Raw genomic sequence first — 13962 nt, forward strand, 5'->3', positions numbered from 1 at the left:
CAATCGCTGGCGGAGGCCATTTCAACTGCCTTCGAGCAAATTGACGAGCTAGATATGTACAACTGGTTTACTCATTGCTGCTATTGTTCCTCACCCACTTGAGAAACGCTATATACTAAATCAACACAAAAGGCAAAAGTAACTAATGTAGTTACTTTTGCCTTTTTAATTTAATCTTATGCAAGCTCTAGAGGAATTCAAGCTGCGCGGTAGCGAAGCGGTATTGCTCTTAGCAAATCGCCCCTTCTCGCCGAAGAGCTATACCTCTGATTGCTGCATCATACCCGCCGTCTTTTGCCGATCTAGCTTCAGGATCAGTACCCCCAGCGGAGGCAAACACAAATCAATCGAATAAGGACGATTATGTACAGACCACTCATCCGTCCACTTCCCGCCTAAATTCCCCATGTTACTGCCACCGTATTGACGCGAGTCGCTGTTAAACAACTCAGTATAGAATCCCGCTTCAGGCACGCCAATCCGATAATGGCTGTGAGGTTGAGGTGTGAAATTGCAAACCGTCACCACAAATTCATCGGAATCCTTCGACCGACGGATAAACGAACCCACACTATGGCGATTGTCGCTGCAATCAATCCACTCAAAACCTTGTTGAGCGAAATCCTGAGTATAAAGAGCTGGTTCGCTGCGATAAAGATGATTTAAATCTGTCATAAACCGCTTCAACTGTTGGTGCGGTTCGTACTCCAACAAATGCCACTCCAAATCGCCCCAGACATTCCACTCGCTCCACTGGCCAAACTCCATACTCATAAACAGAGTCTTTTTGCCTGGGTGCGCGAACATATAGGTAAACAGGCAACGCACATTTGCTAACTTCTGCCAAACATCCCCGGGCATCTTGCCGATCATATTACTCTTACCATGCACAATCTCATCGTGAGAAAGCGCCAGCATGAAGTTCTCGCTGTGGTTGTACCACATACTGAAAGTAATATTGTTCTGGTGGAACTGGCGGAACCAAGGGTCCATGCTGAAATAATCCAGCATATCGTGCATCCAACCCATGTTCCACTTCAAATTAAAGCCCAATCCCCCCACATAAGTAGGCCAAGACACCATCGGCCAAGATGTTGACTCTTCGGCAATCGAGAGCGTACCAGGATAATAGCTAAAAATTGCATGATTTACCTGGCGCAGGAAATCAGCTGCTTCAATGTTTTCTCGTCCCCCGTATTGGTTGGGTAGCCATTCTCCAGGCTTGCGGCAATAGTCCAAGTAAAGCATCGAAGCAACAGCATCCACCCGGATACCATCAATATGGTACTTGTCAAACCAAAACAGGGCATTCGCTACCAGGAAGTTACGCACCTCATGGCGGCTGTAGTTAAACACCAGAGTTCCCCACTCCTGATGTTCGCCTTTGCGAGGGTCAGCGTGTTCGTATAGGTGCGTACCATCGAAATATGCTAGACCGTGACCATCCTTGGGAAAGTGACCCGGTACCCAGTCAACTATTACGCCAATACCATTTTTGTGGCATTGGTCAACGAAATACATAAAGTCTTCAGGAGTGCCATACCGAGATGTGGGAGCGTAGTACCCTGTCACCTGATACCCCCAAGAGCCATCAAAGGGATGCTCTGCTATCGGTAGCATTTCGATGTGGGTATACCCCAAATCTTTGACATAGGGAATCAGTCGCTCCGCAAGTTCGCGATAGGTGAGGAAACGCGCTCCTGGCTTTAGTTCCGAAACGGGGACAACTGGCTCAAGTTCTCCATTTGGCTTCTTTGCTGGTTCAGCTGAGGAGGCATGAAGCCATGAACCCAAGTGAACTTCATAAATAGAAATTGGCTGAGTTAGAGCATCGGTGTGACGCCGCTGCTCCATCCAGTCGCTATCGTTCCAAGTGTAAGAATCTAAGTCAGTAACGATGGAAGCTGTTTTAGGCCGGACTTCCTGCTGGAAACCGTAAGGGTCAGATTTTTCGTAGGGGTGGCCGTCTTGGTTTTTGATTTCATACTTGTAATGTTCCCCCATGCCCAAATCAGGAACAAACAGTTCCCAAACGCCGCTACCACCTTTACGCATTTGATGTTTGCGTCCATCCCAAAGGTTGAAATCGCCGATAACTGATACATTGCGGGCGCTAGGTGCCCAGACAGCAAAGTAGACCCCTTGTACGCCATCTACTACCATCAGGTGGGCGCCAAGTTTTTCGTAAATGCGGTGATGATTGCCTTCGGCAAATAGATGAATGTCAAAATCTGTCAGCTTGGGAGAGCGGAAGGCATAGGGATCGTAGATTACACGCTCGCGTTCCCCTTCTTTGATCCGTATCTGGTAGTTTGCCAGTTCTGGCGTGTCAATTGTGCATTCAAAGAAGTGCGGATGATGCACTGCTTGCATAGGATATTCTTTGCGTTCTTCTGGACGCACTACCCACGCGGCATCAGCATTTGGAAGATAGGCCCGCACCGCCCAGGTTGTCTTGCCATTCTGCTCAATGGGATGGGAACCGAGTATTTCAAACGGGTCGTGATGCTGATTCCAAACAATCCGGTCAATCTGTTCAGGGGCAATTGTCATGGACATAAACCTACCTATCTTAAAGGTCGTTACCGATCGGTTTTGTTTGCGCGAAACCTCCCAACCTTACCCCTTCGTTATCACCAAAGGAGAAAAAGCTAGGTTCACAGCGCTTTATATGTTCTAGTTTCCGGAAACATAGACGAGTATATTCACGGTTTATCAGGTGTTACGCTGAAAGGCTGTAGTAGTTCAGCCTTACTCCCGCCTTTACACATAAGGGAGTTGCTTTACAACACATATTCTCTGAACCTTCCTTGAAACAAGTAGAGCTGGGTAAGCTTGGCGCGGGCAGCAAATATTGCTAGTTGACGACAACACCAAACGCAGATATCTACAAAATGGCGGGGATTAGTTTTGTTGGCGCGAAACCACGCCGCTTCCCCAAGCCTGCTGCTATCAAACCAGGAATTGCAGCAAAATGTAAATAAATATGTACTTTACCCTAGCAAATCATGGCAATAGTCTCAAATCATCAGTAAGCAGAAGCATATTTTGCTCACAATGGCAGGCCGATCGTCCGCAGCAGCTGCCGCACGCGGAGCAGGAAAATTAAGTGCCTCACTTCGGGATCGATGGGCGGTGCGTTTGGACTGGTTTGCAGCTGGGCTTGCAGTTGGGCGTACTCGGCTGCGGTCATGGGCTTGCCGTCGATGGGCGATCGCGCCCCAGTGATAATCTCCGTCCGCAGCACCTCTTCGGGCACATCATCGGGTGGGGGCAACGACAATGCAGGCATCGCCCCCACTGTAAGACTCATTAATACACTTAGCCCAAGCCATACAGTCTTCATATGAAACCTTGATGAAGAGAAGTAATTGCCTATTAACCGATGGCTCTTTTTCTGACTCATAACTTATCTAGTCCAGGCGGGGGGGGTTCGCCACAAATTTTATGAATCTCAACTATGCGCTCAAATAGCCAGGGATAGCCTTGACGGTATTCGGGAATTAGCGCTAAGGGACTTAGGAGGGCGGCGGCGGCAATGTCTGCAACGCTGGGGCAATCGCCCACCAGATACTCCCTCAAATGCCACTTACTCGACAGCACATCAAGCGCGATCGCCATCCTACTTTGTGCCAGTTCCACTGTCTCTCTAGTGATGCCGTACTGACGGCGCACCACATTGATTACCATCTGGCTCATCAGCGAAGAATCTATTTGCTTCCCCGCACCAGCCCGAAAGTCATAATAAATAAACCTAGTTGCTGTACCAATGCTTTCATCCAACCAATCTTCCAGCATCCAGGCTTCTTTTTGCTGTCGCTCGTCCGGCAACAACAGTGAGGGGGAGGGACAATAACCTTCCAGAAATTTGAATATCTGCGTCGAGTCTGCGATCGCCTCCGGCTGGCCCTCCACTTGGGGCAACAGGACGGGCAGCGTTGTCAAACCCGTTAGAGGCTTTAGCTTCAGGATGTGAAGCCCCGGCGTTAAATTTTCTACTTGATAGTTAATCTTTTTGTAGCCTAGAGCCAGCCTTGCTTTTCGACAATAGTGCGACGTACTAAATTGCAGTAAAAGCATCCTACTCTTGACACTTGTGTTAAAAGAGCTAGTTCAATATTTTAGCTCTTCGTTTTTCTATGGTCTTTTTTATGTCTAAATCCCGCCTCTATGAGAAGGCGGGATTTTTACTAAACCTGATGGTAGAGGTCGTTTTTAGTATCTGTCACCCAACATGCACGCTTTCCCCTAACGGCTAACCTTACAGGTATAGCCAGAATCAAGCGCGTTATTTTTATATAAAGCGGATCTACTGAGGAGCGATGGCACGCTTGCTTACTTGCTGGGAGTGGGAGACGCAGCGGGTGGTTTAGCGGGCGATTCGCCGGGGCTTGCGCCGGGGCTTGCGCCGGGACTTGGGCTAGTGCTTGAGTTATCACCGCAAGCTCCCAAGAAAAGGGTGCTCATGCCGAGTACGAGAGCCAAACTAATTACTTTTTTGTTCATACACTCCTTTTTTCCGGATGGCGGTAAAAGAGATTTGCCGCTATTAAATCGAGATTCTGTATTTGTAGCATACCTGACGCCTTTTAATCGCATATCTACAATATGAGTTTGCCACTGCCCCTCAATTGCGTCCCCCAAGAGCCGCTAGTATAAAAATTTATAGCGCTTGCGATCGCAGCGAAGTTATGCATATGGAGTGACTTAGAATACAACTTAACAACTGGCTGTAGAGCTAAATTAAAAAGGCTTACCGACCAGTAAAGTGTTTAGAATGACTTAACCAGAGGAATCATTGCGCCTACCTATAATTTGAATGAACGCTACTTAAAGTCTTATTTAAGGAAGGCATGGTGATGTTTAAAGAGGGGGGTATGTTGGGGGGACTCTCCTCAGCCAAACAAATAATTGCTCGAACCAGCCAAATATTCCCAGCCCGTATTCAGCATCCCCAAAAAAATTGGACACCGATCCAAAAAATAATCGATCGCATCCGCAATTCCTTGGAGTTAAACGTTGTACTTCAAACTGCGGTAGACGAAATTGGTATGATGCTGCACTTGGATCGCTGCTGTTTCTTTTGGTATTTCGAGGATACACAACGGATCATGGTGGTAGTAGAGAGCATTCAAGGCGCTCAAACAGAGTCTCTTGTAGGTTACTACCCGTTAGAAACATTTGGCACAGCTTCAATGGCGATCGCTGCGGGTGAATTAATTATCAACAGCAAAACTGCCAGAGTTAATCGAGCATCAGCCAGTTTGATCGCTCGACTGCAAGCGCTGCTAAATCGCAAAAATAGTATACAAGACAAGCATAGTCAGACTGCTACAGCAATACTGGGGGCGGCGTTTAATTTATTAGTTCCTGTCAAAGGTTCCCAAGGTTCGATAGGATTTATTGCCTGTCTTGCACAAAAGCCCCGCTTTTGGTCTAAAGCAGAAGTTGACGTTGTAGTGGCGATCGCGCACCATCTGGAGACTTCCATTACTAACGCCCAACTTTATGCAGATACCCAGAAACAAGCTCAAAGAGAAAAACTGGTAAATCAGATTACACGTCTTACCCGCCAGAGTTTTGACCTAGAAAAGATTTTAACCTCATCCATTAAAGCCCTGATGACAGCAATGGATGCAGATCGGTGTCTAGTTCATCTCGTGGACAACGAAGGCGACACCCATGAAGATTGGCACAATAGCAATCCCGCACCTTTGCTTGCAGGAGACGAGAAGAGTGTCAACAGAGGACAGGGGGATATTCCTCAATCTAAAATCCAAAATCCGAAATCTAAAATCGAACCATCCCCCTTGCCCCAAATTACCTCCTTTGGTGTCACAAGGCGACCCAAACATCTCTATGAAGTTTGCCGCGAACCTTTTCCCCCTACCATCGACGGCTTTGATACGCACGGGCCAATAACCCAATGGGTGATACAGCACCGAAAGCGGGTGCTGATCTCAGATATCACCCTTGATGAACGAATCGGACAGGACAATGAAGAATACCAAAATGCTCAAATTAAATCTTCGCTAGTTGTACCAGTCCAAGCCAACGGGACGCTGCATGCGATTCTCTATCTCAATCAGTGTTCTCACATCAGGTACTGGTCGAAAAACGATCAGAAACTAGCCCAATCCGTTGCTGACTGTCTGGCCATTTCTATTCAACAAGCCAATCTGTACGCTCAAACCCAGCTTGCAGCCGCTCAAAGCGCCGCCCAAGCCCAGCAACTGACCCAGACGTTACAAGAACTACGCCTAACGCAGAGCTTGGTCATTCAAAGTGAAAAGATGTCGAGCTTGGGCCGGATCGTGGCTGGTGTTGCCCATGAAATTAACAATCCGGTTAACTTTATCTACGGCAACATTCCCTATGTGGAGAAGTATGTTGAGGACTTGTTGCGGTTGATAAAAGCCTATCAGGAACTCTACCCCGAACCAGTTGCCTCCTTAGAGGAAATGGCGCAGGAATTAGAGCTAGATTTCTTAATGAGAGATCTACCCCAGATTTTAAAATCAATGCAGGCGGGGGCGGGTCGAATCCACGAAATTGTTAAATCTTTGCAAAATTTTTCCAGCCACAATCAAGCAGCGCTGAAATTAGCGGACATTCATGCAGGGCTAGAAAGTGCGATGGCTCTAGCGTACAACCAGAAAAACGGCGAAATAAAGTTTGTGCGGGAATTTGGAGAATTGCCAAAGGTAGAATGTTACCCAAAGCAAATCAATCAGGTGTTTCTGAGTCTGCTGAACAATGCCATCGAAGCAGTCATGCAGTCGCAATCGTCGGACAAAACGATTACCCTGAAAACTGAATTAGTACAACTTGAACAAATAGGCGATCTTTGGGTGCGTCTGGCGATCGCAGACAATGGGCCTGGGATCTCTCTTGAAATTCAACCCAAAATTTTCGATCCGTTTTTCACTACCAAAGACGTTGGCGGGGGTAGAGGATTGGGGTTGGCCGTAAGTTATCAAATCGTCGTAAACCAACACCAGGGGCATTTACGCTGTTACTCGGAACTGGGTAAAGGTGCAGAATTTGTTATTGAAATTCCTGTTAAGCACCCCAAAGGCGTTGACTTCCAAGAATCGCACTTCTCGAAGAGTGACCAGCCCGGGCTTAATCGTCACAGCCCGGACTATAGACTATAGACTATGGACAATCTAAAGTTTTAAATCTGAAGTCTAGAGGCTTATGTCTGTCAGCCCCCACTCAGTTGATTCTACTCGACGGCTCCGGTCTAGAAGACCAGCTGTTTCATCACAGCAAAGCACAAGGAAGGTGATGCCAAAGCCTCCACTAACGGGCTTACCATCTAGAGCAGCCACTCACCAGAGGGTGGAAAAGTTGCCGGATGTAAATCAAAACCCCCTCTGGTTGCGATCGCTGCTGTTTCTACAGCGCAGCTCAAGCGTTGTCACTTTCTGCCTTATTGGTACAACCCTTGCCGTTTACGCTTGGACCGTCTACACCCAGCAGTTGTGGAGTCGCGAGTACCGCAAGCTCGAAAACTTGCAACGCGAAGAACGTCAGCTGACAGGCGCCAATGAAGTAATGAAAAACCAACTGGCTCAACAAGCAGAAAGTACTGGGACAGGTTTGGTTCCGCCAAACCCGGCTAACACGCTCTTTCTCCCACCAGCGCCCCAACGCTCTGTTGCAGCTACACCAAATAACGCTAACTCCGATCCGAAGCCAGCGCCCAAAATGCCACTGGGGTATTAGATGAAGTCAAAAGTCAAAAGCCAAAAGTCCAAATTAAGAGTCGCAGAACCAGAAAGAGAAAAACCCGCAGAAGGAGAAAGAGCAAAACCCCAAAAATCCTCTCTTTTGCCTTTTGCCTTTTACCTTTTGCCTTCCTTTCGCCTGTTCGTCGTTTGGGGGGTAATGATGGCGGGGTGTGTGGGGCTAGGTGTGAATTTGTACAAGCTACAAATTGTGCAGTCACCAACCCTACTACAAAAAGCGCGGCAGCAGCAGATGGTCTACCTGCGCCCCTTCCTCCCTCGCCGCGAGATTGTTGACCGCACGGGAAATGTTTTAGCGACTGACCGACCCGTGTTTATGCTGTACGCGCACCCCAAGTTATTTAAAGATTCCAAGGAAGAGGTCGCCTCCAAGCTGGCTCCGCTTTTAAGTACCACGCCTGACGAGCTGGTAAAGCAGTTTAATAAGGGTAAAAGCGGACTGAGAATTTCTTATGCCCTAGCAGAAGATGTACGCGATCGCATTTCTAAGCTGCATATCGATGGCCTAGAGATGATTCAACATTACTCGCGTCTCTACCCCCAACAAGAACTAGCGGCTGATGTCGTTGGCTATGTCAATATTGACCATCGCGGTCAAGCGGGTGTGGAATATAGCCAAGAAAATTTACTCGAACGCAGCGTCCGTACTATCCGACTCAGCCGATCTGGGAACGGGGCGTTGATGCCCGATCTGATGCCAGAAGGATTTCTCCACTTTGATGACCTGCGCCTGCAACTAACAATTGACAGCCGCGTGCAACGAGCCGCACGCTTTGCCCTCAAGCAACAGATGCAGCTTTATCGTGCCAAGCGCGGTACTGTCATCATCATGGATGCGCGGGACGGTTCCCTATTAGCGTTAGTTTCTGAGCCAACTTACAACCCGAATGAATACTTCAAGTCTGATGTGGCTCTATTTAAAAATTGGGCGCTATCAGATCTTTATGAACCAGGTTCTACATTTAAGCCGCTCAATGTAGCGATCGCTCTAGAAGCTGGAGCCATCACACCTGATACCAAATTCTATGACGGCGGACAAATCACCATAGCTGGATGGCCGATCAAAAACGCCGAGGGTGGCGGCAGAGGTTCTCTAAGTATTGCGGAGATTCTCCAATACTCCAGCAACATCGGTATGGTGCACATCATCCAAAAAATGAAACCCAGCGTTTACTACGGCTGGCTAGAACGCCTTGGACTCGGCCAAACGGCTAGAATTGACCTGCCCTTTGAATCAGCAGGGCAGATGAAGAGCCAAGAGCAATTTACTAGATCTGTCATTGAACCCGCAACTACTGCATTTGGTCAGGGATTCTCTCTCACGCCTATCCAATTGGTGCAGATGCACGCTGCTCTCGCCAATGGCGGCAAACTTGTTACACCCCATGTAATCCGAGGACTATTCGATTCTCAAGGACAGGTTTACTGGCAACCCCGCCTCCCGACTCCGCGCCCCATCTTTTCACCGAAAACTACGCAGCAAGTGTTAGAAATGATGGAAACTGTCGTCACTAAAGGCACTGGGAAAACCGCACAAATCCCAGGTTATAGAATTGCTGGGAAAACTGGCACTGCTCAAAAAGCTAGTGCCAGAGGCGGCTACCACAACACTGCTTTGATCACCAGCTTCGTTGGCATTTTACCTGTTGAATCTCCCCGCTATGTAGTTCTAGCTGTAGTAGATGAACCTCAAGGGGCAGAAGTCTTTGGTTCTACGGTAGCGGCTCCCATTGTTAAGTCTGTAATGGAGGCGATTATTACTATTGAGCGCATCCCGCCTTCTACTTCTGCTAAGACTGAAAAAGGCAACAATTAGTTGTGTATTGAGAGTTAGGAATAAGGTGGCGATCGCACAATAAATTGTATAAGATTATACTCCTACGCTGAGCAGCCTGGGAGTATAATCTTATAATCGAAATCTATGTCAAAGAAATATTTTGTGCTAGTTCTTCCTCATCGAAATCATCATAGCAAAAAAATTGGTTAAAGTCTAGAACCTAAAAAAAATGTGCGTCAAAATGCTAATTTTGCTTGAATGAGACAATAGATTTTAAACAACACCCCTAGTTTCACTTTTCTGGATTTGTTGTAAAAGCTGTTCGTTGGTTTTCGCGGCTGGAAGACAAGCTATACCCTTGCAGACTAATCCTACCGCGTCTAGTGGAAGATCCGACTGCACGGAAAATACAGCGGTGGGGTGGTACTGGGGAATTAAAGAAACAAGCTGCTCAGAACTAGAGCGAATTAAAGTAGAGTTAAGATACCAATCTAAGGCAGCAAAAAGACTGGGACAAGCTTGAGGCGATCGCTCCATGACACTGCTAAAAGCTTGTAACGCTCGCTCAGCACGATCGAGATATGCTAGATTTTCGGTGAGCAGAGCGAGACGAACTAAATTAGCGATCGCCACCCCATTAGCTGAAGGCGTAGCATTATCAACATAGCTGCGTTCTCTTACCAACAACTCGCGATCGCTATCGCCAGCAGTATTATAATATCCCCCAGAATCTGCACTCCACAGTAACTCATCGAATTCCTTTTGTAGAGCGATCGCGTTATCTTTCCACTTAGTCTGTTCTGGAGAGCAATACTGTAAATCTAGTAGCGCTTTAACGAACAAAGCATAATCTTCTGATTGCGCCAAAACGGCGGGTTTACCATCATAATTTAGACGATGGAAGCGTCCCGCCACAAACTGATTATCTAAAATAAAATTAGCTGCTTTTACGGCTAACTCCAGATAACTAGGTTGCTTAAATACTGCATAAGCTCTGGCTAAACCTGAAATCATCAAGCTATTCCATGCCACAATCATCTTAGTATCAGTAACAGGCGGAATCCGACCAGGCCAGTTAACAGCTTTAGCCTCTTGATTATTCCGCGCTGGTGGGAAAGTTTCTAAGGATTCAGCTGTAGCACCATAGCGAACTTGAAAAAGTTTTTGCAGTGCAGTTTCCAATGTTCCGCTTAATTGTCCTGGATTGCGACGCTGTAAAACATTTTTTCCTTCAAAATTCCCCCCTGTAGTAACAGTAAACTGCTCTTTAAGTTCACCTAACTCCTCAGAAGTGAGAATTTGTTCTAGTTCTTGGTAACTCCATACATAGAATGCGCCTTCCTCTGGTTCCACCTCAGTCGGTGTGGTAAAATTATCAGCATCTTGGGCAGCGTAGAAATAACCTTCAGGCGCCGTCATTTCGCGCTTCAACCATTGAACAGTAACTGCGATCGCTCTTTCAAAAGCAGGTTCTTGTACTCCAGCACTCCATAGATTAGCCAGATATTCAACAATCTGGCCGTTATCGTAGAGCATCTTTTCAAAGTGGGGAACAGTCCAATTTTGATCTACAGTGTAGCGGTGAAAACCGCCGCCAACATGGTCATAAATTCCCCCCAACGCCATATCCAAACCGCGCTTATTACAAGCTTGATTTGGGTCATGCTGCAATTGAAAATTAAAGCGAATTGCCCTTAGCGCCAAGCTGGCATAAGGTATCATTGGAAAACGGGTGTCGTAATCGGCAGAAGCGATAATACTCGTGCTGCTTTCTAAGCCGCGTGAGAGCAAAGTGTTATTTAAAACTTGAGTAGCGCCGCCTTCAAGAATAGCCGCTTGCTGAAGATAACCCAGAAGTTCTTCTTTAAGCGATCGCACCTTATTTTTTTCAGTATCGTAGTAGCGGCGAATTCCTTGCAGCACTTGTAAAAATCCGGGACGACCGTACTTTGGGTCTACAGGAAAATACGTGCCGCCGTAAAATGGCACTAAATCATCAGGCGAGAGGAAAACATTTAGAGGCCAACCGCCGCTACCTGTAAGCATCTGCAAAGCTTGCATATAAATGCTATCGAGGTCTGGACGTTCTTCGCGATCTATTTTAATAGGAAGAAAATTGGCATTCATGTACTGCGCGATCGCAGTATCTGAAAACGCCTCTCCTTCCATGACCGTACACCAGTGACAGCTTGAGTAGCCAATAGAGAGGAAAATTGGTTTATTCTCCGCCTTTGCCTTTGCGAGTGCTTCGTCAGACCAAGGCCACCAGTCTATCGGATTGTCAGCGTGTTTGCGGAGGTAAAGGCTTTGGGATTGGGCTAGGCGATTAGTCATAATATAGTACAAGGCGTTGAGTTGCTAGTTGTTGTGTTGGTGCGTTGATATTTCTATCAATCTCCCAACTACTACTGACTTACCAATTACCAATTAAATCTCAGAGGTTTTCAACCAACTAGAGGAAGACTCTTCGTGCTTATCATCTTGGGGAATAGAGTTGGCTTTCGCGCTGCTTGCCAAACGCATATCTGTGCTGGTTAAGCAGCAGCCTATCTGTAACCACTTACCTAGAGTAACAAGGCGTATATGAATCCCGGAGCGGGGATTGAAATAATTTTAAGGGCATATTAACCCACTGAGCGATCGCTCTACCAAAATTTACCGTCAAAATGTCACACTCACGCAGCAATACGGGAGAAAGGCTCGCTTTACTGCCAGCAATTAATAAAGAATTTTATACAGCCAACTCACTATTGGCGTTGAGTGTTGCCGCAAGGGTAATTCTACCTCTTTAGGAGTAGCAGTTGGCGAACTCATCGCCGCAAGACAGTTGAGTAAAAGCGTGATTGTGGCGGCTTGCAGAAGTTTTTCCAGCATTGGAGACACCCCAAACTCTAGTCTTCATTTCTAAAGTACGATTGTTTTGCTGTATTGCACTTCATCTAGTTGACTCACCCATTCAGGTGATTTTGATAAATACAGCCGGACAGACCCGCGATCGCGCTGTATGCGATTTTCCAACGCGCAAATGCCACATTTTTCCTTAACTGTGCCAGAAATCCCTTTGCCACAAATGCTTTCGCAAGAGATAAAATAATCATAACTGTAGTTTTTCCGATAAATCTCCTGAATAAAATTCTTATTTATTGTCAAGAGCGCGGGTAATATAAAATATTACTGTTGGCAGATGTATTATTGCAAAACCAAGTTAATATAACAATTATAAATCAGGTGTGAGAATCTTATTCTTTCTTTTCTGCGCGTTAGGAAGCGACGAAAAGAGCGTAAGAGACAGTTTAAAAATGATTTAGGATTGCTATCGTTTATTGGTAATTAGGGGCAACCGAAGAGCTGCGTATAAAGCCATACATTTTCGCGATCGCGCTTTTATTTATTCGTGCATTTCGTAGTAAATAAATACAAGTAATACTTTGTTTTAATATTGTATGCTGTGGCAGAGAAAACGCTAGCGTATTTAAGATTTATTTTAGTAGTTAAATTAATCTTAAATATCAATTAATTAGTTAACAATTAGCTTTAAATACGAGTATTTTAAGTTAAAAACCAGTAGGAATTAGAAATAATTGCACTTATTCAGAGTTGAAGAAAAGAAAGATAGAAGATGCGATCGCATACTACTACCTAGAGTTCCTCGCTCCTCTTGTGGCGTTTTTGTAGTACAACCGTCTCGCCTGTAGGGTTCAAACTGTTACGAGCAACAATCGCTACAATCTAAGAAAAATCACCAAGAACAAGCAGGCTCCATGATACCTACCGTTATTGAACAATCAGGTCGCGGCGAACGCGCATTTGATATCTACTCCCGGCTGCTGCGGGAGCGTATCGTCTTCCTGGGACAACAGGTTGATTCCGACCTGGCTAACTTAATCGTGGCTCAACTGCTGTTTCTAGAAGCCGAAGACCCCGAAAAAGACATCTACGTCTACATCAACTCCCCCGGTGGTTCCGTCACGGCAGGCATGGGCATCTTTGATACCATGAACCAAGTCCGCCCGGATGTCTGCACTATTTGCGTGGGACTAGCAGCCAGTATGGGAGCCTTCCTGTTGAGTGCTGGAACCAAAGGCAAGCGCATGAGCCTGCCCCACTCCCGGATCATGATTCACCAGCCGCTAGGTGGCGCACAGGGACAAGCAACAGATATTGAGATTCAGGCTAAGGAAATCCTCTACCACAAAAGCCGCTTAAACCACTTACTGGCCGAACATACAGGTCAGCCGTTAGAGCGGATCGAGCAGGATACCGAGCGCGACTTCTTCATGTCGGCAGAAGAATCAAAAAATTACGGTCTGATTGACCAAGTAATTGACCGCCGTCCTTCTGCTACCAGTCCAGCCGCGGGGCTCGTCGGCTAAAGGATTTGCGATTTTAGATTCTGGATTGTAAATCTAAAATCCATAGCGATTCTCAATT

Annotated in this window: 10 protein-coding genes and 1 pseudogene; 4 read left to right on the top strand and 7 right to left on the bottom strand. The window is 46.5% G+C overall.

Annotated elements, in window-relative coordinates:
• Positions 1-258: 258 nt before the first annotated feature.
• The 4 genes from glgB to H6F77_RS04350 form a co-directional block, all read right to left on the bottom strand.
• Positions 259-2559, bottom strand: a complete 2301-nt coding sequence (gene glgB / locus H6F77_RS04335; protein WP_190485732.1) for a 1,4-alpha-glucan branching enzyme — start codon at positions 2557-2559, stop codon at positions 259-261.
• Between the two features lie 493 nt (positions 2560-3052).
• On the bottom strand, positions 3053-3406 hold the full coding sequence (locus H6F77_RS04340; RefSeq protein WP_242021902.1) for a hypothetical protein: 354 nt from the start codon (positions 3404-3406) through the stop codon (positions 3053-3055).
• Positions 3403-4080 (bottom strand): glutathione S-transferase family protein, encoded by a 678-nt coding sequence (locus H6F77_RS04345; RefSeq protein ID WP_190485733.1) that lies wholly within the window; start codon positions 4078-4080, stop codon positions 3403-3405. The genes H6F77_RS04340 and H6F77_RS04345 overlap by 4 nt, the downstream gene beginning before the upstream one ends.
• 255 nt (positions 4081-4335) lie before the next feature.
• The gene (locus H6F77_RS04350; protein WP_190485735.1) at positions 4336-4506 is read right to left on the bottom strand and encodes a hypothetical protein; all 171 of its coding nucleotides are present in this window, start codon (positions 4504-4506) and stop codon (positions 4336-4338) included.
• Positions 4507-4859: 353 nt separating this feature from the next.
• On the opposite strand from H6F77_RS04350, the gene H6F77_RS04355 reads away from it, so the two are divergent.
• The 3 genes from H6F77_RS04355 to H6F77_RS04365 all read left to right on the top strand — a co-directional run bounded on the left by H6F77_RS04355 (position 4860) and on the right by H6F77_RS04365 (position 9570).
• Complete coding sequence (locus H6F77_RS04355; protein ID WP_190485737.1) at positions 4860-7157, top strand: GAF domain-containing sensor histidine kinase; 2298 nt, start codon at positions 4860-4862, stop codon at positions 7155-7157.
• A gap of 133 nt (positions 7158-7290) precedes the next feature.
• On the top strand, positions 7291-7731 hold the full coding sequence (locus H6F77_RS04360) for a K-box domain-containing protein (protein ID WP_242021904.1): 441 nt from the start codon (positions 7291-7293) through the stop codon (positions 7729-7731).
• Complete coding sequence (locus H6F77_RS04365; RefSeq protein WP_190485741.1) at positions 7732-9570, top strand: peptidoglycan D,D-transpeptidase FtsI family protein; 1839 nt, start codon at positions 7732-7734, stop codon at positions 9568-9570.
• A gap of 234 nt (positions 9571-9804) precedes the next feature.
• Here the strand turns inward: H6F77_RS04365 and H6F77_RS04370 are convergent, their stop codons facing one another.
• The 3 genes from H6F77_RS04370 to H6F77_RS04380 all read right to left on the bottom strand — a co-directional run bounded on the left by H6F77_RS04370 (position 9805) and on the right by H6F77_RS04380 (position 12629).
• Entirely contained in the window at positions 9805-11865 is a 2061-nt protein-coding gene (locus H6F77_RS04370) for a thioredoxin domain-containing protein (RefSeq protein WP_190485744.1), read from the bottom strand.
• 384 nt (positions 11866-12249) lie between these two features.
• The gene (locus H6F77_RS04375) at positions 12250-12405 is read right to left on the bottom strand and encodes a QAALIT motif small membrane protein (RefSeq protein ID WP_190485745.1); all 156 of its coding nucleotides are present in this window, start codon (positions 12403-12405) and stop codon (positions 12250-12252) included.
• 74 nt (positions 12406-12479) lie between these two features.
• On the bottom strand, positions 12480-12629 hold the full coding sequence (locus H6F77_RS04380; protein ID WP_190485747.1) for a hypothetical protein: 150 nt from the start codon (positions 12627-12629) through the stop codon (positions 12480-12482).
• 618 nt (positions 12630-13247) lie between these two features.
• Here H6F77_RS04380 and clpP point away from each other — a divergent pair.
• Positions 13248-13904, top strand: a pseudogene (gene clpP / locus H6F77_RS04385) (ATP-dependent Clp endopeptidase proteolytic subunit ClpP); the annotation flags it as partial.
• Positions 13905-13962: the final 58 nt, after the last annotated feature.

Origin of the sequence: Microcoleus sp. FACHB-831 (genome assembly GCF_014695585.1) — a bacterium.
Lineage (GTDB): Bacteria > Cyanobacteriota > Cyanobacteriia > Cyanobacteriales > FACHB-T130 > FACHB-831.